Source organism: Methylobacterium phyllosphaerae (genome assembly GCF_001936175.1).
Taxonomy (GTDB): domain Bacteria; phylum Pseudomonadota; class Alphaproteobacteria; order Rhizobiales; family Beijerinckiaceae; genus Methylobacterium; species Methylobacterium fujisawaense.
Window position 1 is genome coordinate 1,376,843 of sequence record NZ_CP015367.1, and the last position, 23,651, is coordinate 1,400,493.

The following is a 23,651-nucleotide window of genomic DNA, read 5'->3' on the forward strand; positions in this document are numbered from 1 at the left end:
GCCACCCGAACGTTTTGCGTTGAGGTGAACGTTATGGGTTGATTTGGATCAGGTCAACGCTTTTCGGTACTTGACGCGAAAAAAGTTGTTCCCTATCTCTCAGTGACGATGACGCCAGCGCATTGCCGAGCCGCTAGAGGATGGTTGGATTGGTCGCAAACCGACCTATCCAAGCGCGCCAATATCGGACTGAGCACAATCCGCCAGTTTGAGAACGGCATCCGCACGCCGATCACCAACAACATGCTGGCGATGCAGCGTGCGTTTGAGGAGGCCGGCATCACCCTTACGGATGAGCCGGCCGGGATCATTTACGCCGGCACGGGCGCATCACCGGACAAGAACGGGACCGGTGCCGCTCCGTGATGGGAGAGGCCGCGCACGATCTTAGAGACCGTGCCACCGTTGACGCAGAAGTAATGGGACGCCTTGCCCTGACTCCAGCCGAGTTCGAAAACGGCATGGAGGATGTGGCAGGCGGTGAGATGGTCGCAAGGGAACTCAGGCATAGTCGGTCCTTAACGCCGTTGAGGCGAATTGCAGGGGACCGGCTTGAACAAGGCGACCAAAGGTGCGACTCTAGACCTGTTGGGGCTGTCGCTCTTGGTCGCTGTCCAAACCGGGTAGTGATTGTGTGATGGTTCTGGCTCAGGCCGGTGCGCTAACACCGGCCTGAGCCGTTAGGCTCTTCTGAGCCCGTGGTTGTCGGCCACGACGTTCTCCTCTGTTGGCGCCTAGCGGGACGCGGGGTGGAACGAATAGGTCAAACGAGACGAAGCGCCCTTGGGCGCCCATCATCGTCCGACCCGGCATCTGAGCCGTTCGACGCGGGAACGTCGGACGGCTCATTCTTTTTGAGGGTACGGGAGTAATAAGCCCCGTCCTTCTCAAGTCGGCCTTGCCGAACCAATCGGGCCAGCGCGCTGTATCCGTACTGAGGATTGCGTTCGACACGCTTTGAATATTCCTCGTGCTCGCGAAGCTTGGCGATCACATCACGGGGCAAAACGCGATCCCATTCCCCAACGAGGCTGAGAATGAATGCGTTGACGCCAGACGAACCTCGATCGTCTGCATCATCATCCAATTCTCCGGACGCCAAGAGATCTTCGTACAAGTCGATGCGATAGAATTTATCGCCATGCCTTACGATCTGACCGTCTTTGTGCATCCGATACAGAGCGTTGTAGACACCGTTTGGATTGCGGACGATCCTCTCTTTTGCTTCCGCGCTACCATGTTCTTTGATGAACAGCGCCACATCCTTGGGGAGCATTCCGAAATCGGCCGCAGCTAAGGCGTCCGCTACCGCCTGGCGCCAGATAGAAACCTTCTCAGGTCCCTCCTTGGCTCCAGCAACCGCCTCTTCGATGCTTGAGAGTAGGTCGTGGGGGACGATGAGCTTGATGGCCTCGAACCACTTATCCTCAGCCTCAAGCTGACGCTGAAGCTTCTCAAGCTCCTCAGCGATCTGCTCGCGCTTCATCTTGCGCGCGAGGATGTCCTCGCGGGTCAAGCTGAAACTCCAAGGCGACGACTCAGCCACGCCACACACTCCGGGTCGAGTTGTAGCCTGACGCACTCTAAGTCCGTTTGCAAGCCCTCTCTCCCATTCGCCTCCGGAGGGTGGGAGGTGTGGAGGGCCAGAGTGCTGGAGGTCATGACCTACGGAGGTCCACGCTGGGCCTAGCAACGTGAGCTAGGATGAGCCAACCTAAGCGCGGGTTGGTCTGAGTCGGGCTGGGTGATGGGGCTGCGTTACGAAAACCTTGATCCCGAAACCCGCCGCTTCATGCTCGAAGAGATCGAGATGGATGCGGCCTCCGACCGCATCCATCTCAGCGCGTACCTGACACAGCGCGCACAGGGTGATTGGCCAGATTGGCTTCGCGAGGCTGCACAATCTGGAACGGACGACACGTTAGCGGCTCGACTGCGCATGGGCACGGCGTTGAACCGCACGACGATGCGCCGGACGCGCGGCGGCTACACACAAGCCAAGGTGCCCTACAACGCAGCCGAGGTTTTGGCCGAAGGTGAGTTCAACCGGTTTTATGTGCGGGGACTCAGCCGCCGGGCCTTGTCGGAAGGCATTCCGCGGCTTGAGGTTTACCGCGCGAAAGCCGTGATGCAGCCAAGGCCCGAGTCGCAACGACTCATCGGACTACTCGTTGATCCGGATATCCTGCTGCTAGATGTCCGCCGCAGTACTGGCGTGGAGACAGCCTTGGGTGTCCCTCCTGGCCCCGGATCCGGCATCACTGTTCGCATCCCCCGCTAAGCCGAGATGCACAAAGCCTTCGGCGTCGGCGGAATAGTCGAAGGCCATATCCTCCGGTTCAAGATGGTAAAGCTGCGTCCGGCCTGTGAGTCCGATGCCGTGCCGCCGGCCTAGGTCCGATAGCTCACGCAGGTAGGCTTCCTCGTTCATCACGCTACCCTCCTACCTCAACGCTTTTAGGTGAGGTTGCTGCATAATACCGCGATTATCCGGCCGCCAAGCTCGACATCAAGCTGCTGCTCGAGGCGGACGACGCGGAGACCGCTTCCGCCCTTCCCCGGGACACCCTGCCGGCCCGGTTCGAGGTGATCACGGTGCCCCCGGGCGGCCCGCGCACCAAGCCCCGGGCGCTCAACGCCGCGCTGCCTTTGGCCCGCGGCGCCCTGCTCACGGTCTACGACGCCGAGGACGTGCCCGATCCCGGACAGCTGCGGCTGGCGGCCGCCCTGTTCGCGCGCCTGCCCGCGCGCACCGCCTGCCTCCAGGGGCGGCTCGTGATCGACAATGCCGGCGATTCGTATCTCGCCCGCGTCTTCGCCCTCGAATATGCCGGCCTGTTCGACGTGCTGAACCCGGCCTTCGCCCGCTGCGGCCTGCCGGTCCCCCTCGGCGGCACCTCGATGCACCTGCGCACCGCGGTGGTGCGGGCGCTGCACGGCTGGGATGCCCACAACGTCACCGAGGATGCGGATCTCGGGCTGCGGCTGGCGCTCGCGGGCTACACCGTCGGCGACCTGCCCAGCCCCACCTTCGAGGAGGCCCCCGCCCGTCTCGGACCCTGGCTCGGCCAGCGCACCCGCTGGCTCAAAGGTCTGGTCCAGACCAGCCTCACCCACGGGCGGCGCCCCCTCGACACCGCACGCAGCCTCGGCGGCCTGGAGACGCTCTGCGCCGTCGCGCTGGTCCCGGGGACGGTGGCCTCGGCGCTCGCCTACCCGGTCTGCCTCGTCGCGGCGGCGTGGTCCTTCCTGGTCCTGGAGATCCCGGCCGCGCCCGCCTTCCTGGACAACCTGCCCACCGGGCTCGCCATCACCCTGTTCGGGACGGGGCTCGCCGCCCTGGTCCTGCCCGCCCTCGCCGGCTGCGCCCGGCGCGGCTGGGGGGACCTCGCCCAGTCGGTCCCGTGGATGCCGGTCTACTTCCTGCTGGTCAGCCTGGCCGCGTGGCTGGCGCTGATCGAGCTGGTCCGCGCCCCGCTGCGCTGGAACAAGACCCGGCACGGCCTCGCGCGGACCTCCCGCAGCGGGCGGCGGGCCCGGCGCGGGCGGCCTGCGACACCCTGCGACACGGCGCGCGGGCCGGACGGCGGCGCATGCGCCTCCGCTTGATCTGGATCAGTCGCGCCGACCGGCGGCACCGCTCACGTCGGCGCCCGGCTCGTGCCCGCGCCCCGGGCGGCCGGTGATTCGCCTCGCGGCGGCCCAAGCGATGCCGGCCTTCTGCCTCCGACACACCCTTGAGCATGCGGACGGCCGCTGCGGCCTCGCTTTCGCCAGCGACCACCTGGAGGCGGACGGCGTGGAGGCGGCGATCCGTGGTGCCCGGGAGCTGGGCCGGACCGCCAGCCCCATGCTCCTGACCGGGGCGCGGTGCTGACGGATTCGGCCGGCCGGATCCTCTGGTCGTTCACCCTGGCGCTGCCCCGGGAGCCGCTCTGCGTCCGGGCGACGCGCTGACGGCCGCCGGAGTCGGATGCCCCCGGGGCCCGCGCGTCGATGGCCCGCTGGCGCGGCCGGACCTGCATCGCGATCCCGAGGGGCACGCCGGCGGGCGGATTTCCCTGCGCCGCGCCATGCTCTAACGCCATCCGCATGAGCGAGACACGCGATGCGGGCCGGCCTGGGCCGGGCGGGGCGAAGGCGGCGGGTGCTGCGGAGGAGGCGCCTCTGAGCCGGCTCCTGCGCCTGATGGCGACCCTGCGCGATCCCGTCGCCGGCTGCCCCTGGGACGTGGCGCAGAGCTTCGCCACCATCGTGCCCTACACGATCGAGGAGGCCTACGAGGTCGCCGACGCGGTGGCGCGGGGGGATCTGCGCGACCTGCGGGACGAACTCGGCGACCTGCTGCTTCAAGTGGTGTTCCACGCCCGCATGGCCGAGGAGCAGGGCGCCTTCGCTTTCGACGACGTGGCCCGCGCCATCGGCGACAAGCTGGTCCGGCGCCACCCCCACGTCTTCACCCCGGACGGCACGCCCCTGCCCGCCGGCTCGCCCCTGCGGGATCCGGCCCAGGTCGAGGCCCAGTGGGCGGCGATCAAGGCGCAGGAACGGGCGGCCCGCCAGAAAGAGCGGCAAGAGGCGCGGCAAGAGGCGCTGCAGGACACAGGCGCCGCGCCGGATCCGGCGCCGGACCCGCTCGGCGGCGTCGCTCGGGCGCTGCCGGCCCTCGCCCGGGCGGAGAAGATCTCCCGGCGGGCGGCCGCCTACGGCTTCGACTGGGACGAGGCCGCCCAGGTCGTCGACAAGGTCCGCGAGGAGACCGACGAGGTCGCCGAGGCCCTAGCGGCGGGCGACCCGCAGGCCCTGTCCGAGGAGATCGGCGATCTCCTGTTCTCGGTGGCCAACCTCGCCCGGCATGCCGGGATCGACCCGGAGACCGCCCTGCGCGACGGGACCGCCAAGTTCGAGCGCCGCTTCGCCGCCATGGCGCGGCACCTCGCGGCCTCCGGGGGCGCCCTCGGCCGCTCCGACCTCGCCGCCATGGAGGCGGCGTGGCAGGCGGCCAAGCGCGACGAGGCGGGGGGTGGGCCGTAGCGGCGCGTGGCCCGGATCCGAATCGGGCGACCGCCTCGCGAGATCCGCGACTGGGACCTTCGTCTGTCCGCGTTCGAGCGGCGCTGTCAGGCCGCGCCGCTCGAACGCCCGCGGCCCGATCTGCGGGCTCGTCGCGGCGGATCCGCCGGGCTCCGCAACGGTGATCCGACGCGTTGGCGTTCCGGCCGCCGGGCGTTAAACCCGCGCCATGTTCGATGATGCAGCCGCTCAGCGCTATCTCGCGGGACTGGCTCCCGTGGCGGCGGGATCGGTGCGCTGGCTCATCTACGATCACGACCGGCAATGGGTCTCGGTCGTTGACGGCAATCTCGTGTCCCTGCGGCAGGATTGCCTGCATGTCCTCGGCGCCTCCGCGGAGGCGGACGCCACCGCGTCCCTCGTCGATGCGATCCGCGACTTCCTCGCCGAAGGGACGGATCGCACCCCGCAGATCGTCGCCCTCTCGTGCGCCGTGCTGATGCAGAGCGTCGGGGATCTCGACGCGGTGTTCGATCGGATCCGGTCCGGCGTCATGGCAACCCTCGTCTATGCCGAGGACGTCGTGGTCAGGCCCGTCGCCGCGTAGGGCAAATCGGCACTGCCCGTCCTCGCCGCCCGGCACGCCGGCGACGGCGGCCTTCGCGGCAGCCGGGGGCGGCTTGATCCCGCGAGGCACCCGCGCTCTCGACAAGGGGCTTCCGGGCGCGCGTCGGCGGACCGCCGACGCCGGGATTCCCGCTCCGGACGCGCCGGCTCGGATTGAAGGAACCTCCCCCGTCCAGGTTCCGAGGCCGAGCGGTGCCACGTTCCTGATCGACCGCGCCGCGATCCGCGCCGGGGTTACCCGCGGCGATCCTCCGCGGCTCCCCGGCGCGCCGAGGGCTCGACACGGGGCGGTCCGCGGATATGTTCCGCGCATGCGCTTCGCCCTGCCCGTCCTCGCCGCCCTCGCCGTCACCGCCGCCCTGTCCCGGCCCGCCGCGGCCGAGACGGTCGTCCAGGATCGGTTCGGCTGCCACAGCCAGGAGGTCACCGACCGCCTGTTCAAGCTGGTCATGGCGGGCGACGAATCCGGGTTCGGGCAGTTGCTGAAGGGCAGCCTCGCCAGCGGCGAGTGCCGGTCCTTCAAGCCCGGCGAGGAAGTCCGGCTCGAGTCCCGGACGATGAGCTACGGCTGCCTCGCCCTGAAGGACGCGCAGGACCGCTGCTACTGGACGCCGCTCAGCGCCATCGAGAAGGCGAACTGAGCCGGGCCCGGCCGGAGGGCGGCCCCGCTGTCCGGCACCCGCGAGGGGCGCCGGGCCCCGTGGGCGATCAGGCGCCCTTCTTGCCCTTGCCCTTCGCCGGTTCCGCCTCGCCCTCCCCGGCATCGGCCGCCGCGTTGATCGTCCCGGCGATCCGGGAGAGCAGCGCGTCGGTGGTCTTCTCTTCCTGCAGGGTCTCGTCCAGGAGCTTGGCGGCATCCGCGTAGCCGAGCTGCTCGGCCCAGGTCTTCAGGGTGCCGTAGCGGGCGATCTCGTAATGCTCCACCGCCTGGGCGCAGGCGGCCAGAACCGCGTCGGCGGCCGGGCTGCCCGCGAAGTCGTCGAGGTCCTCCTCCATCTCGGAGACGATCCCCTGCATCGCCTCGCAGGTCTTGGCCCGGGCCGGCTTGCCGATGATCTCGAAGACCTGCGTCAGGCGCTCCACCTGCTGGGCGCTCTCCTCCGCATGGGTCTCGAAGGCTTGGCGCAACGCGTCGTGCTCCGCCGCCTTGGCGGACTTCTTGAGCGCCTTCACCGACTGCTTTTCGGCATAGTAGACGTCCTTCAGGGTCTCATAGAAGGCGTCCTGCAGCGTCTTCTGCTTGGCCATGGCGGTCTGTCTCCGTTGAAGGGCCACCGTCGGTGTCGGCGGCCTCCTCGGTGAACCCCGGTCCGGCCGGCTGTATCCGGGCGATATCTTCGGCCTGTGGAGGAACCTTTCGGGGTTTCGAAGGCGCCCCACACCGCGTCGGGCAGAGACGGGCGGGCCCGGGTCGCGACGCGTCGGCCTGTCGTCCGCCGTTCGGGGCCGGGGGGCGGTCTTCCGGGCCGCCTGGCGGCCGGTCCATCGCCCGGGATCCTGTGATCAGGGCCTGCCGGGATCCGGGGATCCGGGGATCCTGTGATCAGGGATCCCGGATGGGGGCCTGCGCGTCCCGTCCCGGTGGCGTCGGCGGGCGCTGCGGAGCGCGGGCGGTCCGGGGCGCGGCGCCGGCAGATCCGCGGTCCCCGCCGAACGGCCAGTCGATCAGCCCGCCGGCCCAGAGCGCCGCCCAGACGAAGACCGGCTGAAACGCCAGGCGCGGGCCGTGGTACCACCAGGAATCCGGGATGCCGGCGATGGCGACGTGGTCGAAGGCGTGCTTGAGGTTCGCCGGGTAGACGCAGACCGCGTAGAGGGCGAGGCCGAGCGCGGCCGCCCGGCGGAACCGGCCCGTCAGCAGGCCGACGGCGCCGGCGATCTCGCACAGGCCGGTCGCCAGGATGACGAGCCGCGGCTGCGGCACCCAGTCGGGCATCAGCGGCAGCATCGCGTCGGTCGCCACGAGATGCACCACCCCGATGAAGGCGTAGAGGGCCGCGAGCCCGTAGCGGAGCCGGCGGCGGCCCGTCTCGACCGCTTGCCCGGTCACGCGACGGACTCCTCCGCCACCCCGCAGGCGCGGGCCACCGACTCGCGGAGCGCCGCCCTGAGGCGGACAACCGCCGGGTGCCCGAGGCTGGCGAAGGCCGTCTCGCCCACCGCCGTCACGGGGGCGAGGAGCCGCAGGGAATTGGTCAAGAACACGGCCTCGGCGCCCATCAGGTCGGGCAGGCTCAGCGACCGCTCCTCCGCCCGGAGCCCGCATCCGGCGGCGAGCGCCAGGATCTCCGCCCGCACGATCCCGGCGAGGACGCCGTCGGTCAGCGGCGGCGTCATCAGGATCTCTCCGAACAGGCCGAACAGGTTGCCGGTGCCCGCGCAGGCGACGCGTCCCCGGGTGTTGCAGAACAGCGCCTCGTCGAACCCCGCCGCGGCGGCGTCGCGGGCGGCCAGCACCGCGTCGCCGTAGCCCAAGGTCTTCAGCCGGGCGGCCGGGGACGTGTCGTTGCGGGCGATCGAAGTCGGCCACAGGCGCAGGGGCGCGAAGGCCGCGCTGCGGGCGCTCGGCGCCGCGGTGGCGAACAGGGTCGGGCTCGGATCCTCCGGCGGCTTCAGGCCGCGCGGGCCGGAGCCGCGGGTGAGGGTGGTGCGGATCGCGAGCCGCTCCCCGGTCCCGCCCCCCGCGCCGGCCAGCGCCCGCATGGCCTCCCGGATCCGGTCCGGCGCGGCGGGGATCCCCAGCGCGTCCGCGGAGGTCACGAGCCGGGCGATGTGGGCCTCCGCGAAGGCGACCCGGCCGCCCAGCGCCAGCGCCGTGTCGAACAGGCCGTCGCCCAGCGTCAGGCCGCGGTCGGTGAGGTCCAGTGGCGCGGTCGTCCCCGCGACGAGGGCGCCGTCACGCCACAGCATCGCGCTGTCCCTCCCGCCAGGCCCGGGCCAGCCCCAGAAAATTGGCGAACAGGGCGTGGCCGCCCTCGGTCAGGACCGATTCCGGGTGGAACTGGATGCCGTAGGTCGGGTGGGTCCGGTGCGACAGGGCCATCACCTCCCCCTCCTGCGAGACCGCGTCGACGGAGAGGTGCTTCTCCATCTCGGGGCCGGGGGTCACCACGAGCGAGTGGTAGCGCCCCACCGGCATCGGCGCCGGCAGCCCGGAAAACAGCCGCTCGCCCGTATGGGCGATCGGCGTCATCTGCCCGTGCAGGGGCCGCTGCGCCCGCGCCACCGTGCCGCCGAAGGCCGCGCCGATCGCCTGGTGGCCGAGGCAGACGCCGAGGATCGGCACCGCCCCCGACAGCTCCCGGATCGCCGGCAGGGAGATGCCGGCCTCCGCCGGGGTGCAGGGGCCGGGCGAGACCACCAGGGCCTCGGGGGCCAGCGCCCGGATGCCGGCGACGTCCAGGGCGTCGTTGCGCACGACCCGGACCTCCTCGCCCAGCTCCTCCAGGTAGCGGACGACGTTGAAGACGAAGGAATCGTAGTTGTCGAGGACGAGGATCATGCGAAGGCCTCGAAGACGCGGGCGGCCTTGGCGAGGGTCTCGTCGTATTCCGGGCCGGGCTCCGACAGCAGGGTCACCCCGCCCCCGGCCTGCAGGACCGCCTGTCGGTCGTCCATGAACACCGTGCGGATCGCGATCGCGGTATCGAGCGCCCCGTCGAAGCCGATCCGGCCGATGGCGCCGCAATAGAGTTCCCGGGCGTCGCCCTCGATCTCGGTGATGATGTCCATGGCGCGGATCTTCGGGGCGCCGGTGATCGAGCCCCCCGGGAAGGTCCCTTCCAGGAGGTCGAGGGCGTCGAGCCCGTCGCGGAGCTCTCCGGTCACCACCGACACCAGATGGTGGACGTTGGCGTAGGTCTCCAGGCCGCAGAGCGTCGGCACGGCGACGCTGCCCGGCGCGCAGACCCGGGACAGATCGTTGCGCAGCAGGTCGACGATCATGACGTTCTCGGCCCGCTCCTTGACGCTGGCCTGGAGCGCCTCGGCCGCCGCCCGGTCGGCCGCCGGGTCGTCCGAGGGGTTATCCGCGCGGCGGGCGGTGCCCTTGATCGGCCGGGTCTCCACGTGACGGCCGTCGAGGCGGATGAACCGCTCGGGCGAGGACGAGGCGACGGTCAGGCCCTCCAGCTCCAGATAGGCGCCGAAGGTCGCCGGGTTGGTGGCGCGCAGCCGCCGGTAGAGGGCGAACGGATCGAAGCCGGCCGGGAGATCGGCGGTGAAACGCTGGGCGATGTTGGCTTGGTAGATGTCGCCCGCCCGGATGTAGGCGCGGACCTTTTCGACAGCCTCTTCATAGGTTTGTCGGTCGAAGTTCGAGCGCCATGTGAGCGGCTCCGGCGCTCCGGCGGCGGCCGCGCTCGGGATCTCCGCGCCGCCGAGCCGGTCGGCGAATCGGGCGAGCCGCGCCTCCGCGCGGGCCTGCCGCTGGGCCGGTGCGGTCTCCGGGAACCCCGTGGCGACGAGCCGGCAGGTGCCCGCGGCGTGATCGATCACCAGGGCCGTGTCGTAGAAGTTCAGGGCGATGTCGTCGGTGAGCCCCGCCCGCCGGGCCGGCGGCGCCACCCGTTCCAGCGATGCCCCGAGGTCATAGGCCAGATAGCCGATCGCCCCGCCGGGGAAGGGTTCTTCGGCGTCCGGTTCGATCCGGTACGGCGCGAGGCACGCCCGCAGAGCCGCGAAGGGACCGCCCGGCACCGGATTTCCGTCGAGGGTCGCGTGCCCGTCGCGGTAGCGGAAGCGTGCGAACGGCTCGGCGGCCACGATCGAATGGCGACCCAGGGAGTCGTGCCGCATGGCACTGTCGAGGAAGGCGAGCCCGGGCAGGGCGCGCAGCCGGGCCGCCGCCGCGACGGGATCGATGAAGGGGATCTCTCGGGTCCACATGACCGGGTTCGGGCTGTTGTCCTGGGCGAGGGCGGGGCAGATCCTGTCACGCTGCCGTCGCACAGGCGATGCCGCGGGGGAAGCGGCAGTTGCACGCAGGGACCGCCCCGGGGGGCAGACAGGGCGTGCTTCCGACGCAGACCGCGTCCCCGCGGCTTCATGTGGGATGTCAGGGCAGGCGCGCAAAGTCCTGGTCAAACAGCCAGGTTTCCGGTTCTGCGTCAGCGGCGCGCGCCGGTCCGGTCACCCCTGCGGCGGCCGGTCTCGCGCGGCGGCGCGGGAGCTTGTATAGGAACCGCGATCCCGAATTCCCGTCCTCGCGCTTCGGGCGACCGATCCTCGGTTGCCCGCGCCGGGCCTGTCCGACCCGAATGCCATGACCGCCACGCCTGCTCCCCGCGGCCCCGCTCCCGGAGCCGAATCCAAAATCACGGCCCCCAAGATCTCGTTCGTGTCGCTGGGCTGCCCGAAGGCGCTGGTCGATTCCGAGCGGATCCTCACCCACCTGCGCGCCGAGGGCTACGAGCTGGCCCGCCGGCACGACGGCGCCGACGTGGTGATCGTCAACACCTGCGGCTTCCTCGATTCGGCCAAGGCGGAGTCGCTCTCGGCCATCGGCGAGGCCATGGCGGAGAACGGCCGGGTGATCGTCACCGGCTGCATGGGCGCGCAGCCGGAGGAGATCCGCGAGAAGTATCCGGATCTCCTGGCGGTGACCGGGCCGCAGGCCTACGAGTCGGTGGTGGCCGCCGTCCACGAGGCGGTGCCGCCGGCCCACGACCCGTTCCTCGACCTCGTGCCGCCGCAGGGGATCAAGCTCACCCCGCGCCACTACGCCTACCTGAAGATCTCGGAGGGGTGCAGCAACCGCTGCAGCTTCTGCATCATCCCGTCCCTGCGCGGGAACCTCGTGAGCCGCCCCGCCGCCGACGTGCTGCGCGAGGCCGAGAAGCTGGTGAAGGCCGGCGTGAAGGAGCTGCTCGTCGTCTCGCAGGACACCAGCGCCTACGGCGTCGACATCCGCTACGCCGAGAGCCCGTGGCGCGACCGGCAGGTCCGGGCCAAGTTCTACGACCTGACCAAGGAGCTCGGCGAGCTCGGGGCCTGGGTGCGGCTCCACTACGTCTACCCCTACCCGCACGTGGACGAGGTCATCCCGCTGATGGCCGAGGGCAAGGTGCTCCCCTACCTCGACATGCCGCTCCAGCACGCGAGCCCGTCGGTGCTCAAGCGCATGCGCCGGCCCGGCAACCAGGAGCGCCAGCTCGACCGGATCCGGAGCTGGCGGCAGACCTGCCCGGACCTCGCGATCCGCTCGACCTTCATCGTCGGCTTCCCCGGCGAGACCGAGGCCGAGTTCGAGGAGCTGCTGGCCTGGCTGCAGGAGGCCAAGCTCGATCGGGTCGGCTGCTTCGAGTACGAGCCGGTGGCGGGCGCCACCGCCAACGCGCTCGGCGACCTCGTGCCGCCGGCGGTGAAGGCCGAGCGCAAGCGCCGGTTCATGGAGACGCAGAACGGCATCGCGCTGCGGCTGCAGCGCGCCAAGGTCGGCAAGCGGCTGCCGATCATCGTCGATGCCGTCGAGGGCGGGGTCGCCCGGGGCCGGTCCAAGGCCGACGCGCCGGAGATCGACGGCACCGTCCACGCCGCCTTCCGGCGCCCGGTGCGGGTCGGCGACATCGTCACCGTGAAGATCGACCGGGCCGAGGCCTACGACCTCTACGGCAGCGTGGCGTAAGGCTATTCCCGTCTTCGCTGCGCTCGCGATGACGGGCGCGGGCCGGACTCCTGTTGAAGCCCTCTCCGACGCGGCTTGACCCCGCCGGCCCACCGCGGTCTTTGGAACAGAGCAGGAACTCACCGCGGATCTCCGAGGCGGCGATGGATCCGGAGGTCGCGCTCCGCAAGATCATCCACATCGACATGGACGCGTTCTACGCCTCCGTGGAGCAGCGCGACGACCCGTCCCTGCGCGGCAAGCCCCTGGCGGTGGGCGGCTCGCGGGAGCGGGGCGTCGTGGCGGCGGCGAGCTACGAGGCGCGCAAGTTCGGCGTGCGCTCGGCCATGCCGTCGGCCACGGCCCGGCGGCTCTGCCCGGACCTGCTGTTCGTGAAGCCGCGCTTCGAGGTCTACCGGGCGGTCTCGGAGGAGATCCGCGCGGTCTTCGCCCGGCACACGCCGCTCATCGAGCCGGTGGCCCTCGACGAGGCCTATCTCGATGTCACCGAGAACCTCCTGGGCCTGCCGACGGCGACGGCCGTGGCGAAGGCGATCCGGGCCGAGATCCTGGAGCGCACCGGGCTCGTGGCCTCGGCCGGGGTCTCGTACAACAAGTTCCTCGCCAAGGTGGCGTCCGACCACAGGAAGCCGAACGCCCTGTTCGTCATCACCCCCGCCATGGGGCCGGACTTCGTGGCCGAACTGCCGATCGGCCGGTTCCACGGCGTCGGTCCGGTCACCGAGGCGAAGATGAAGCGGCTCGGGATCGAGACCGGGGCGGATCTCCGCGCCTGGACGCCGGAGCGCCTGCGCGAGACCTTCGGCTCCGCGGGCGCCTACTACCACGCGGTCGCCCGGGGGATCGACGAGCGGCCGGTCCGCGCCCACCGGGTGCGCAAGTCGATCGGGGCGGAGACCACCTTCTCGGAGGATACGGCGGCCTTCGAGGTCCTGGCCGCCCGGCTGGCGCCGCTGTTCGACAAGGTCTGGGCGGGGGCCGAGGCCAAGGGGATGCGCGCCCGGACCGTGACCCTGAAACTGAAGTTCTCGGATTTCGCCCAGGTCACCCGGGCGAAGTCGCTGTCCGTCCCCGTCGCCGACCGGGCGGCGCTGGAGCGGATCGGCCTCGACCTGCTCGCCGGCCTGTTCCCCCTGCGGCGCAGCGCGCGGCTGATCGGGGTGTCGCTGTCGGGCTTCGCGCAGGACGCGCCCGAGGCGCCGCTCCAGCTCGGGCTGGCGCTCTGACGGGGCGCCCCGTCGCGGGGCGGCGCCCCGTCGCGGGGCCCTGTCGCGGAGCGCCGTCGCGCGGCCCGCGCTGATGCGACGCGGGATCGTCGTGCGGTCGCGCACGCCGGGCCCGCGCGGCCGCGCCCACATGGGATCCATCCGGCGCGGACCGGCATTCCCCGGGACCGCGCGCACCGAAGGGTCCGTCCCATGTCGAAGCCCGCCGTCCTGGCCCTGTCCGCCGCGCTCCTGCTGACCGTCCCGGTGGGCGCCGCCCGCGCCGACGGCACCGCCGCCTTCGGGGCCGCCAACGCTGCGCAGCTCCTGGGCTACACCGCGAGCCCCGCCCAGCTCTACGTCCCGGCGAGCGGCCCGTCCGCCGGGTTCGCGACCGGGCCGGCGCCGCAGCGGCCGAAGCCGCCGGCCCGCGCCCGCTGACCGGGATCGCCCGGGCCGGGCCGGCCCGGGCGTGCCGTCACCCCGGCTCGGTCAGGCGTTCTTGCGCGGCCGGTGGTCCGGGTCGACGCCGCCGTCGCGCTTCGTCTCGTTGTCGACGTCGCCCTCGAAGGTCGAATCCGCCTGCAGATCCGCGGGGTCGGCGCCGCTCATCCCCTTCGACGTGCCGATCCCGGGATTGCCCTTGAGGTCGGCGTCCGTCGGCGTGTCGGTCTTCGGGTGCTTGCCTGACATGCTGGCTCCTGACTGGCATCCTGCCCGGATGCCGATGTCGGGCCAACGCGTCGGGGCGGGGGCGGTCTCCCGCGCGGCATGCGGCGGTTCGCCTCCCGCGCCCCGGGGGCGCTCAGCCGATCTGCGCCGCCGCGATCCGGCGGACGCCCGCCGCCTCCATCCGCGCCCAGGCCTGCGCCAGCGACCCGTCCACGTCGATCCCGCGCACCGCATCCTCCACCACGAGGACCTCGAAGCCGGCGTCGCGGGCGTCGAGCGCGCTCCAGGCGACGCAGAAATCGGTGGCGAGGCCGCACACGGCGACGCGGGTGATGCCGCGCTCCCTGAGCGCCCCCGCGAGGCCCGTGCGCGTGGCCCGGTCGGCTTCCAGGAAGGCCGAGTAGCTGTCGACCCGGGGATCCAGCCCCTTGCGCACCACCAGGCTCGCCCGGTCGGTGGCGAGCCCCGGCGCGAAGGCGGCCCCGCGGCTGCCCTGGACGCAGTGCCGGGGCCACAGCACCTGCGGCCCGTAGGGCAGCACGATGGTCTCGAACGGCGCCCGACCGGGATGGGTCTCGGCGAAGGAGACGTGATCCGCCGGGTGCCAGTCCTGCATCAGCACCACATGCCGGAAGCGGTGCTGGAGCGCGTTGATCGGCTCGACCACCGCGTCGCCCCCCGGGACGGGGAGCGCCCCGCCCGGCAGGAAATCGACCTGCACGTCGACGACGAGGAGCAGGTCGGCGTTGCCGGGCGTCACGGTCGCGGGCCTCAGGGCAGCATCACGATCGAGCCGGTGGTCTCCCGGCCCGCGAGGTCGCGGTGGACCTGCTGCGCCTCGGCCAGCGGGTAGGTGGCGTTCACCGCGATCTTCACCGCGCCGTCGCGCACCACCTTGAACAGGCGGGCGGCCGCCTCCTCCAGGGTGGCGCGGTCCGACGTGAAGGTCGCCAGCGTCGGGCGGGTCACGTAGAGCGAGCCGCGCGGGGCCAGCAGGCCGAGGTCGAGCCCGGTGATCGCCCCCGAGGCCGAGCCGAAGCTCGCCAGGAGGCCGAGCGGCGCGAGGCTGTCCAGCGAGCCCATCAGGGTCGCCTGCCCGACGCCGTCATAGACCACCGGCACGCCCTTGCCGCCGGTGATCTCGCGCACGCGCTTGGCGACATCCTCCTCGCGGTAGAGGATGACGTGGTCGCAGCCGTTCTGCTTGGCGAGTTCCGCCTTCTCGGGGCTGCCGGCGGTGCCGATCACGGTGGCGCCGAGGTGCTTGGCCCACTGGCAGGCGATCAGGCCGACGCCGCCGGCGGCCGCCTGCCACAGGATCGTGTCGCCGGGCTTCACCGCGTAGGTCCGGTGCAACAGGTACTCGACGGTCAGGCCCTTGAGCATCATGGCGGCGGCGGTCTTCTCGTCGACCCCCTCGGGGATCGGCACGGCCGCGGAGGCCGGGATCACCGGCTCCTCGGCGTAGCAGCCGTCCGCCACCGAGCCGTAGGCGACCCGGTCGCCGGGCTTGAACTGCGAGACCCCCTCGCCCACCGCCGTGACGGTGCCGGCGCCCTCCTTGCCGGGGGTGTAGGGCATGTGCGGGGACTTGTAGGCGCCGGTGCGGAAGTAGATGTCGATGAAGTTGACGCCGATGGCGGCCTGCTTGACGCGGATCTGCCCAGGGCCGGGCTCGGCCAGGGGCACGTCCTCGAAGCGCATCACCTCGGGGCCGCCGTACTCGTAGACCCGGATCGCCTTCGGCATCGTCCTGCTCCCGCTCGCCGCCCCGTCCGGGGCGTTGCAGCCCGAGATAACGGAGCGCCCGCCGGAGGCAATTCGTTTTTGGGCCCCCGTACGCCGCCCGTGCGCCGGTTGTAACCCGCCCAGGGGCGCCGCCGTTCTGGATCCGCCGGTCCCGGGCGCCTATCTAGCCCTCGTCCCTGCTCCTGCCCTTCCTCAGCCGAGGTCCGAGATCCATGTCCGGCACCACCCGCACGAGCGCCGACCTCGATCCGCGCCGCCGCCGCCTCCTCTACCGCGCCTGGCACCGGGGCATCCGCGAGATGGACCTGATCATGGGCCGCTTCGCCGATGCCGAGATCGGCGACCTGTCGGAGGCGGAGCTCGACCAGTTCGAGGCGCTGATCGAGGTGCCGGACCGCGACCTGTTCAAGTGGCTCACCGGCGAGGTCGAGACGCCGTCGAACTACGACACGTCGGTCTGGCGGCGGGTGCGGGCGTTCCACCGGCACGACGCGCCGATCCATTCCTGAGAGCGACCGGTCGAGAGTGCCCGCGATGGACGAACCCAAGCCCAACTACGATCACCCGGCCCGGTCGATCGCCACCGAGCTGGTGGTGCGGATCATGCTGGAGATGATGGAGCGCTCCGATCCGGCGCTCCGCGCCGAGATCCTGCGGCAGGCGACGGTGCGCGCCGGGGCGATGACCGAGCACATGCCCAACGCGGATTTCTTCCGCGGCCGGGTCGAGGCGGCGCTGGCGGAGATCGTCGGGCCGGACGCCTGAGGGGCGTGCGCCGGGGTATCCCCGGCCCCGACGCGGCGCGGGCCGCGGCCTCTTCCATGCGGGAGAGGGGACCCGCGCGCCATCCTGCGCCCGGCTCACCGACGATCGGCCGCCCATCGGCGCAGGGCCGTTCCCTGCCGCGACGGAGCGTCCATATAGGCTCTGTCCCGCCGCCCGGCCGCCGCCGCCATGCTTTATCGCGGCGGCCCGATCGGCTAACGCCACCCGACCCCTACCCCTGACGCGCCCGGCGGGATTTCCCGCGAAAGACCCGATGGCCAAGCCTCAGCCGAAGCCCCCCGCCCCCGCCGCCAAGCCGCAGGTCGCGCGCTTCGCCCTGCCGAAATCCTCGGCGCTCGCCCGGGCGATCGACGCCCTGAAGCGCGGCGACAGCCCGGTCCTGGCGAACGCCCCGGAGGGCTTCGACGCGCTGGCGCTCGCCGACCTCGCCCGCGCCCTGGCGCCCACCGTCGACGCGCCGGCCGTGCTGGTCCACGTGGCGCGGGATTCCGGACGCTCGGCCTCGTTCCAGGCGGCGCTCGGCTTCGTCGCGCCCGAGATGGACGTGATGAGCCTGCCGGCCTGGGATTGCCAGCCCTACGACCGGGTCTCGCCGACCACGGCCACGGCCGCCGCCCGGATGACGGCGCTCGCCCGCCTCGCCCGCACCCGCTCCGCCGAGGACCGCCCGCGGATCCTCTGCACCACGGTCAACGCCCTGGTGCAGCGGGTTCCGCCCCGCACCCACATCGCCAAGGAGGCGTTCTCGGCGGCGATCGGCAACGTCGTGTCCATGGACGACGTGGTCGCCTGGGTCGAGGCCAACGGCTTCCTGCGCACCGGCACCGTGCGCGACACCGGCGAGTATGCGGTGCGCGGCGGCATCCTCGATCTGTCGCCGCCGGGCTTAGCCGCGCCGATCCGCCTCGACTTCTTCGGCGACACGCTGGAATCGATCCGCGCCTTCGATCCGGAGACGCAGCGCACCACCGGGCAGCTCCGCTCGCTGGACCTGATGCCGATGAGCGAGGTCCAGCTCACCACCGAGACGATCCGGCGCTTCCGCCAGGGCTACATCCAGAGCTTCGGCGCGGCGACCCGGGACGACCGGCTCTACGAGACCGTGAGCGAGGGGCGCCGCTACGCCGGCCTCGAGCACTGGATGCCGCTGTTCTACGACCACCTCGACACGCTGTTCGACTATCTCGGCGGCGTGCCGCTGGTCTTCGACCCGCAGGTCGAGGACGCCGCCGCCGAGCGGATCAGCCTCGTCCAGGATTATTACCAGGCCCGCGAGGGCGCGATGAAGACGCCGCAGGCCGGCGTCGCTCCCTACAAGCCGCTGCCGCCCCGGGCCCTCTACCTGACGCCGAACGAGCTGAAGGAGCGGATCGCCACCGCCACGGTGGCGCGGCTGACGCCCTTCGCGCAGCCCGAATCCGCGGAGCGCGCCGTGATCGATTGCGGCGCCAAGGCCGGGCGGAGCTTCGCCCCCGAGCGGGCCGACGAGAATGCCAGCGTGTTCGACGCCGCGGTGGCGCATATCCGCGACCTCCAGGGATCCGGTCATCACGTGATCCTGGGCGCCTGGTCCGACGGATCCCGCGACCGGCTCTGCGGCGTGCTCACCGACCACGGCCTCAAGAAGCCGGTGGCGATCACGCGGCTCACCGACGTCTACGCGCTGAAGCGCGGCACCGACGCGGCGGTCGCCGTCTGGGGCCTGGAGGCGGGCTTCACCGCGGGCGAGCTAGCCGTCGTCTCCGAGGGCGACATCCTGGGCGACCGGCTGGTCCGCCAGAAGCGCAAGGCCAAGAGACCCCAGGACGTGATCCTGGAGGTGCAGGCGCTCCAGCCCGGCGACCTCGTGGTCCATGCCGACCACGGCATCGGCCGGTTCGTCGGCCTCAAGACGATCCACGCCGCGGGTGCCCCGCACGATTGCCTGGAGCTGCAATACACCGGCGGCCTGCTGCTCCTGCCGGTGGAGAATATCGAGCTCCTGACCCGCTACGGCTCGGAGGATTCCGAGGTCGCCCTCGACCGGCTCGGTGGCGGCGCGTGGCAGGCCCGCAAGGCCAAGATGAAGCGCCGCATCCTCGAGATGGCGGGCGAATTGATCAAGGTCGCGGCCCAGCGCTTCGTCCGGAAGGCCCCCGCCCTCAAGGCGCCGGAGGGGCTCTACGGGGAATTCGCCGCCCGCTTCCCGTTCGAGGAGACCGAGGATCAGGCCAACGCGATCGACGCGGTGCTGGACGACCTCAATGCCGGCCGGCCGATGGACCGGCTGGTCTGCGGCGATGTCGGCTTCGGCAAGACCGAGGTGGCTTTGCGCGCCGCCTTCGCGGCGGCGATCTCCGGCAAGCAGGTGGCGGTGATCGTCCCCACGACGCTGCTGGCCCGCCAGCACTACCGGACCTTCGCGGAGCGCTTCAAAGGATTGCCGGTCCAGGTGGCGCAGCTCTCCCGCTTCGCCTCCGCCGGGGAGATGAAGCAGACGCGGGCGGGGCTCATCGCCGGCACGGTCGACATCGTGGTCGGCACCCACGCCCTCTTGGCCAAGAACATCGCCTTCAAGGATCTCGGCCTGATCATCGTGGACGAGGAGCAGCATTTCGGCGTCGCCCACAAGGAGCGGCTGAAGGCGCTCCAGGCCGACGTCCACGTGCTGACGCTGTCGGCGACGCCGATCCCGCGCACGCTCCAGCTCGCCATGACGGGGGTGCGCGAGCTCTCGATCATCGCGACGCCGCCGGTGGACCGGCTGGTGGTGCGCACCTTCGTGACACCCTTCGACCCGCTGACCATCCGGGAGGCCCTGCTGCGCGAACGCTACCGCGGCGGCCAGTCCTTCTACGTGGTTCCCAGGATCGAGGATCTGGCGGAGGTCAAGAAATTCCTCGACGCCGAGATGCCCGAGATCAAGGTCGCGGTGGCCCACGGCCAGATGGCGGCCGGCCAGCTCGAGGACGTGATGACGGCCTTCTACGAGGGCAAGTTCGACGTGCTGCTCTCGACCACGATCGTGGAATCGGGCCTCGACATCCCCACCGCCAACACGCTGATCGTCCACCGGGCCGACATGTTCGGGCTGGCCCAGCTCTACCAGCTGCGCGGCCGGGTCGGTCGCTCGAAGGCCCGGGCCTACGCGCTGTTCACCACGCCGGCGAACCGCCAGCTCACCGCCCAGGCCGAGCAGCGCCTCAAGGTGCTCCAGAGCCTCGACACCCTGGGCGCGGGCTTCCAGCTCGCGAGCCACGATCTCGACATCCGCGGCGCCGGCAACCTGCTCGGCGACGCGCAGTCCGGCCACATCAAGGAGGTCGGCTACGAACTCTACCAGCAGATGCTGGAGGACGCGGTGACGGCGCTCAAGGCCGGCATCGAGGACGTGCCCGAGGAGGCGTGGTCGCCGACCATCGCGCTGGGCGCCCCGGTGACCATCCCGGAGACCTATGTGGAGGATCTCGGCGCGCGGCTCGCGCTCTACCGGCGCCTCGCCACCCTCCAGGACGATGCCGAGATGGAGAGCTTCGGCGCCGAACTCATCGACCGGTTCGGGCCGCTGCCGCCGGAGGTGGAGCAACTCCTCAAGATCGGCACGATCAAGATCCTCTGCCTCAAGGCGAATGTCGAGAAGGTCGAGGCCGGGCCGAAGGGCGTGGTGGTCCATTTCCGCGACCGCTCCTACGCCAACCCGCAGGGGCTCGTCGCCTACGTGGCCGAGCAGGCCTCCTTCGCGAAGGTGCGGCCCGACATGAGCGTCGTGTTCGTGCGCGAGCTGAATACGGTCCCGGCCCGGCTCAAGACCGCCACCGAGGTGCTGCGCAGCCTCGTGAAGATCGCCGAGCGGGGGAAGAAGGCGGCGTAACGATCCGCCCGATAGACTCCCTCATCCTGAGGTGCCCGCGTCAGTGGGCCTCGGCACCTCAGGATGAGGGGGCAGGTGGGAAAGCCGTGTGTGTTGCACCGCCCGCCCATCTCTGCTCTCTCCGTCGCGAATCCCAGGAGACGCGTGGATGGCAAACCCGGCCGCAGCCAGCGCCCCGTCCGATCCGGCAAGATCCGAGAAAAACGCCTTCCTCACCCCCCTGTTCACCGACCGGCGCGTCGCCGCGGTGCTCGGGCTCGGCTTCGCGCAGGGCATCCCGTTCCTGCTCGTCTACGCGACCCAGTCGGCGTGGCTCGTCCAGGCGCAGGTGCCGCTCGCCACGATCGGGCTGATGAGCGAGCTGACCATCGCCTACAAGCTCAAGTTCCTCTGGGCCCCCTTCCTCGACCGCCACGACGCGCCGCTCATCGGCCGCTGGCTCGGGCGGCGCCGGGGCTGGATCGTCGCCACCCAGATCCTGGTGGCCCTGGCGCTGGCCGGCGTCGCCTTCGGCGATCCGGCCCACTGGCTCGCCTGGACGGTGGCGTTCTCCCTGGCGCTCGGCGTGGCCGGCGCCACCCAGGACGTGGTGATCGACGGCTGGCGCATCACCGCCGCGCCCCCGGAGCGGCAGGCGCTGATGTCGTCGTGGTCGGAGATCGGCTACCGGATCGGCAACCTCGCGGCGGGCGCCGGCGCCCTCTACCTGTCCGACGCCTATGGCTGGCGCGCCGCCTACCTGTGCATGGCCGCCCTGATGGCCCCCGGCACGATCGCGGCCCTGCTCGCCCCCGAGCCCCCCGCCCCCGAGACGCCCGCCACCGGCGGATTCGTCGAGACCGTGTGGGCGCCGATCCGCGACCTCCTCGCCCGGCTCGGGCCGCTGGCCGTGCCGGTGCTGGCGCTGGTCGCGGGCTTCCGGATGCCCGGCTACGTCTCGAACGCCATGGCGATCCCGCTGTTCAAGACGCTGGGCTACTCCAACACCGACATCGCCACCGTGACGAAGCTGTTCGGCTTCTGGATCGCGCTGGGCGGCACCTTCCTGGCGAGCGCCATCATCCCGCGGATCGGCATGATGGCGAGCCTGCTCATCGGCACCGTGACGGCCTCGGCCTCGCACCTCGCGCTGGCCTATCTCGCGTGGCACGGCGGCCATGGCGGGGCGGCGTTCTGGACCTTCGCGCTGACCGTGGGGATCGACGGCTTCGCCTACGCCTTCGCGTCGATCGTGCTGATCACCTACATGTCGCGGCTCTCGGCGACCGCGCACGCGGCGAGCCAGTACGCCCTGCTCACGTCGCTCTGCGCCCTGCCGGGCAGCCTGCTCGCCGGGTTCTCGGGCTTCGTGATCGAGCGGACCGGGTTCACGTGGTTCTTCGTCGGCACATCGCTGATCGGCGTGCCGGTGGCCCTGCTCTGCCTGCTGGTCGCGCGCCGCCACGGGCCCATGGACACGCCCTGACAGGCGATCTGAGGCTGTGTCCCAACACGGGAACGCGCGCGGAAACTGTCTCTTTAGCGGGGATTAACCACAGCACGGCTTAATGGGGTGGACGGTTGATGTCCTCCCCAGACGGGCGACCCAGGCCACGTGCGCGGAAACAAGCTTTCGCGGGCGAACGGCGGCGGCTGCCCACGGGGAAGCGCGTACGCGAGTTCCCCGAATGGCCCAGGCTGCGTTGTCCCAAGCCGCGTTCCAGACCGCGTATCCGAGCGCGGCGCCCCTGCGCCGGGCGCCGCCGCGCATCACCTACGTCGAGACCGTCTACGATCCCGTCATCCGCACCCGGGCGCCCTACCCGAGCGCCATGCGGCGCGCCCGCCGCCGCGCCCGGCTGACGGCGCTCATCTCCCTGACGGGCATAACCCTGGCCGGCTGGGCCGTGTTCAGCCAGCCGCAGGGGCCGGCCCGGATCGACCAGCAGACCGTCGCCGCGACCGGGGCGATGTCCGGGCTCCCGCCGGTCGCCGCCCCGGTCCGGCACGCCGCTCGCAACGTCGCGCCGAAGCCGAGCATCGCCTGGATGCTCGATCCGAGCCCGGCGCTGGGCTCCGGTTCCGCGACGGCCTTCGGCGAGGCCCCGCCGACCGCCACCTTCCAGATCGCCCGTGCCGAGCCGTCCCCGGCGGTCCGCGAGATCGCCCGGCAGGTTGCCCGGGCCGAGCAGTCCAAGGCCGCGCAGACGGCCGAGCAGGCCCAGATCCGGATGCCCCAGAGCCGGATCGCCCAGGCCAAGATGGGCGAGACGACCACGGAGGCGCCGGCCGCCCCGGTCCGGATCGCCGCGGCCGAGCCCACGCCCGCCGCCCTCGCGCCCGCCTCCGTCCTCGTGCCGCTGCCGGTGTCGCGTCCGCCCGAGCTGCGGCGTGCGCCCGCGGTCCCGGCCACGCGGGTGGCGACCCGCGCCCTGCCCCGGACCCGCGACGTGTTCCGCGCCGCGATGGCCGAGGAGCCGTCCTTCTTCGAGAAGCTGTTCGGGGTCGGTGCCGCGGCCCCGTCACAGGACAGCCGCCAGGAGCCCCGTCAGGCGCTGGCCTATGCCAGCCCGGACGCCCTGCCGCAGGAGGCGCCGCGCACCCGGATCAGCCCGGAGCCCGATTCGGTGGCCGGCACGGCCGTCTACGACATCACCGCCCGCACGGTGACGCTGCCCTCCGGCGAGGTGCTGGAGGCCCATTCCGGCCTCGGCGAGGCCATGGACAACCCGCGCTACGTCCACCTGCGCATGCGCGGCTCGACGCCGCCCGGCACCTACACGCTGACCGAGCGCGAGCGCCTGTTCCACGGGGTCCGGGCGATCCGCCTCAACCCGGTGGGCGGCAGCGCCGCGATCCACGGCCGCGACGGTCTGCTGGCCCACACCTACATGCTGCGGCAGCCCGGCGCCTCGAACGGCTGCGTTTCCTTCCGCGACTACAACCGCTTCCTGCAGGCCTTCCTGCGGGGCGAGGTCCGGCGCCTCGTGGTGGTGGCCGGCAGCGAGGCCGGCGGCATCCTCAACCGGATCGGCCTGGCCGGGCGCCGCGGCAGCCGGGGCTGAAGCGCGACAGGGTTGACGACCGTCTGAGCCGAAAGTTCGAGACTTCTTCGGCGCGGCGCGGCTTTACGCGCCCGCCCCAG

At 71.5% G+C, this 23,651-nt stretch carries 23 protein-coding genes and 1 pseudogene; 15 read left to right on the forward strand and 9 right to left on the reverse strand.

The features are described from left to right. Positions 1-108 precede the first annotated feature (108 nt). Complete coding sequence (locus tag MCBMB27_RS05960) at positions 109-366, forward strand: helix-turn-helix domain-containing protein (protein WP_075380058.1); 258 nt, start codon at positions 109-111, stop codon at positions 364-366. A gap of 397 nt (positions 367-763) precedes the next feature. Here the strand turns inward: MCBMB27_RS05960 and MCBMB27_RS29475 are convergent, their stop codons facing one another. Next, complete coding sequence (locus MCBMB27_RS29475) at positions 764-1,516, reverse strand: hypothetical protein (RefSeq protein WP_139231549.1); 753 nt, start codon at positions 1,514-1,516, stop codon at positions 764-766. 231 nt (positions 1,517-1,747) lie between these two features. Between MCBMB27_RS29475 and MCBMB27_RS29480 the strand changes: the two genes are divergently transcribed. The 6 genes and pseudogenes from MCBMB27_RS29480 (at position 1,748) to MCBMB27_RS05995 (ending at position 6,281) form a co-directional block, all read left to right on the forward strand. Then, positions 1,748-2,281 carry a hypothetical protein gene (locus MCBMB27_RS29480; protein ID WP_075380060.1) on the forward strand — a complete coding sequence of 178 codons (534 nt, stop codon included), beginning with the start codon at positions 1,748-1,750 and terminating at the stop codon, positions 2,279-2,281. Positions 2,282-2,484: 203 nt separating this feature from the next. Next, positions 2,485-3,609: pseudogene (locus MCBMB27_RS05975) on the forward strand (glycosyltransferase family 2 protein); the annotation flags it as partial. A gap of 100 nt (positions 3,610-3,709) precedes the next feature. Then, a complete protein-coding gene (locus MCBMB27_RS05980) occupies positions 3,710-3,877 on the forward strand; it encodes a hypothetical protein (protein WP_236952917.1) in 168 nt (55 codons plus the stop codon). Between the two features lie 215 nt (positions 3,878-4,092). Continuing rightward, the gene (mazG, locus tag MCBMB27_RS05985) at positions 4,093-5,034 is read left to right on the forward strand and encodes a nucleoside triphosphate pyrophosphohydrolase (protein WP_075380061.1); all 942 of its coding nucleotides are present in this window, start codon (positions 4,093-4,095) and stop codon (positions 5,032-5,034) included. Positions 5,035-5,242: 208 nt separating this feature from the next. Then, on the forward strand, positions 5,243-5,620 hold the full coding sequence (locus MCBMB27_RS05990) for a hypothetical protein (RefSeq protein WP_043379694.1): 378 nt from the start codon (positions 5,243-5,245) through the stop codon (positions 5,618-5,620). 331 nt (positions 5,621-5,951) lie between these two features. Beyond that, positions 5,952-6,281, forward strand: a complete 330-nt coding sequence (locus MCBMB27_RS05995) for a hypothetical protein (RefSeq protein ID WP_043379687.1) — start codon at positions 5,952-5,954, stop codon at positions 6,279-6,281. A 67-nt stretch (positions 6,282-6,348) separates the two neighbouring features. Here the strand turns inward: MCBMB27_RS05995 and MCBMB27_RS06000 are convergent, their stop codons facing one another. The 5 genes from MCBMB27_RS06000 to pabB form a co-directional block, all read right to left on the reverse strand. Beyond that, positions 6,349-6,888, reverse strand: a complete 540-nt coding sequence (locus MCBMB27_RS06000; protein ID WP_043379685.1) for a YciE/YciF ferroxidase family protein — start codon at positions 6,886-6,888, stop codon at positions 6,349-6,351. A 295-nt stretch (positions 6,889-7,183) separates the two neighbouring features. Further along, the gene (locus MCBMB27_RS06005) at positions 7,184-7,690 is read right to left on the reverse strand and encodes a DoxX family protein (RefSeq protein WP_043379683.1); all 507 of its coding nucleotides are present in this window, start codon (positions 7,688-7,690) and stop codon (positions 7,184-7,186) included. Continuing rightward, the gene (locus MCBMB27_RS06010; RefSeq protein WP_075380062.1) at positions 7,687-8,550 is read right to left on the reverse strand and encodes an aminotransferase class IV; all 864 of its coding nucleotides are present in this window, start codon (positions 8,548-8,550) and stop codon (positions 7,687-7,689) included. Before MCBMB27_RS06010 ends, MCBMB27_RS06005 begins: the two co-directional genes overlap by 4 nt. Then, a complete protein-coding gene (locus MCBMB27_RS06015; RefSeq protein ID WP_043379680.1) occupies positions 8,537-9,142 on the reverse strand; it encodes an anthranilate synthase component II in 606 nt (201 codons plus the stop codon). The genes MCBMB27_RS06010 and MCBMB27_RS06015 overlap by 14 nt, the downstream gene beginning before the upstream one ends. Beyond that, positions 9,139-10,527 (reverse strand): aminodeoxychorismate synthase component I, encoded by a 1,389-nt coding sequence (gene pabB / locus MCBMB27_RS06020; RefSeq protein WP_075380063.1) that lies wholly within the window; start codon positions 10,525-10,527, stop codon positions 9,139-9,141. The genes MCBMB27_RS06015 and pabB overlap by 4 nt, the downstream gene beginning before the upstream one ends. A gap of 376 nt (positions 10,528-10,903) precedes the next feature. Between pabB and rimO the strand changes: the two genes are divergently transcribed. The 3 genes from rimO (at position 10,904) to MCBMB27_RS06035 (ending at position 13,911) form a co-directional block, all read left to right on the forward strand. Further along, positions 10,904-12,265, forward strand: a complete 1,362-nt coding sequence (rimO, locus tag MCBMB27_RS06025; RefSeq protein ID WP_043350679.1) for a 30S ribosomal protein S12 methylthiotransferase RimO — start codon at positions 10,904-10,906, stop codon at positions 12,263-12,265. A 143-nt stretch (positions 12,266-12,408) separates the two neighbouring features. Next, positions 12,409-13,491 (forward strand): DNA polymerase IV, encoded by a 1,083-nt coding sequence (dinB, locus tag MCBMB27_RS06030; RefSeq protein ID WP_043379674.1) that lies wholly within the window; start codon positions 12,409-12,411, stop codon positions 13,489-13,491. Between the two features lie 192 nt (positions 13,492-13,683). After that, on the forward strand, positions 13,684-13,911 hold the full coding sequence (locus MCBMB27_RS06035) for a hypothetical protein (protein WP_053608237.1): 228 nt from the start codon (positions 13,684-13,686) through the stop codon (positions 13,909-13,911). Positions 13,912-13,962: 51 nt separating this feature from the next. On the opposite strand, the gene MCBMB27_RS06040 is transcribed toward MCBMB27_RS06035, so the two are convergent. From MCBMB27_RS06040 to MCBMB27_RS06050, 3 genes are all read right to left on the reverse strand, one after another. Next, positions 13,963-14,163 (reverse strand): hypothetical protein, encoded by a 201-nt coding sequence (locus MCBMB27_RS06040; protein ID WP_043350668.1) that lies wholly within the window; start codon positions 14,161-14,163, stop codon positions 13,963-13,965. Between the two features lie 112 nt (positions 14,164-14,275). Further along, entirely contained in the window at positions 14,276-14,902 is a 627-nt protein-coding gene (gene pncA, locus MCBMB27_RS06045) for a bifunctional nicotinamidase/pyrazinamidase (RefSeq protein ID WP_043350665.1), read from the reverse strand. Positions 14,903-14,913: 11 nt separating this feature from the next. Beyond that, a complete protein-coding gene (locus MCBMB27_RS06050; protein ID WP_043379664.1) occupies positions 14,914-15,891 on the reverse strand; it encodes a quinone oxidoreductase family protein in 978 nt (325 codons plus the stop codon). Between the two features lie 212 nt (positions 15,892-16,103). Here MCBMB27_RS06050 and MCBMB27_RS06055 point away from each other — a divergent pair, with 212 nt between their 5' ends. The 5 genes from MCBMB27_RS06055 to MCBMB27_RS06075 all read left to right on the forward strand — a co-directional run bounded on the left by MCBMB27_RS06055 (position 16,104) and on the right by MCBMB27_RS06075 (position 23,571). Next, positions 16,104-16,400: an FAD assembly factor SdhE gene (locus MCBMB27_RS06055; RefSeq protein ID WP_043351869.1), complete on the forward strand. Its 297-nt coding sequence runs from the start codon at positions 16,104-16,106 to the stop codon at positions 16,398-16,400. Between the two features lie 25 nt (positions 16,401-16,425). Further along, positions 16,426-16,656 carry a hypothetical protein gene (locus MCBMB27_RS06060; protein WP_043351867.1) on the forward strand — a complete coding sequence of 77 codons (231 nt, stop codon included), beginning with the start codon at positions 16,426-16,428 and terminating at the stop codon, positions 16,654-16,656. 274 nt (positions 16,657-16,930) lie between these two features. Next, positions 16,931-20,527, forward strand: coding sequence for a transcription-repair coupling factor (gene mfd, locus MCBMB27_RS06065; RefSeq protein WP_053608239.1), 3,597 nt, complete (start codon positions 16,931-16,933; stop codon positions 20,525-20,527). Positions 20,528-20,675: 148 nt separating this feature from the next. Next, a complete protein-coding gene (locus MCBMB27_RS06070; protein WP_075380064.1) occupies positions 20,676-21,992 on the forward strand; it encodes an AmpG family muropeptide MFS transporter in 1,317 nt (438 codons plus the stop codon). A gap of 202 nt (positions 21,993-22,194) precedes the next feature. Further along, positions 22,195-23,571, forward strand: coding sequence for a tlde1 domain-containing protein (locus MCBMB27_RS06075; protein ID WP_075380065.1), 1,377 nt, complete (start codon positions 22,195-22,197; stop codon positions 23,569-23,571). Positions 23,572-23,651: the final 80 nt, after the last annotated feature.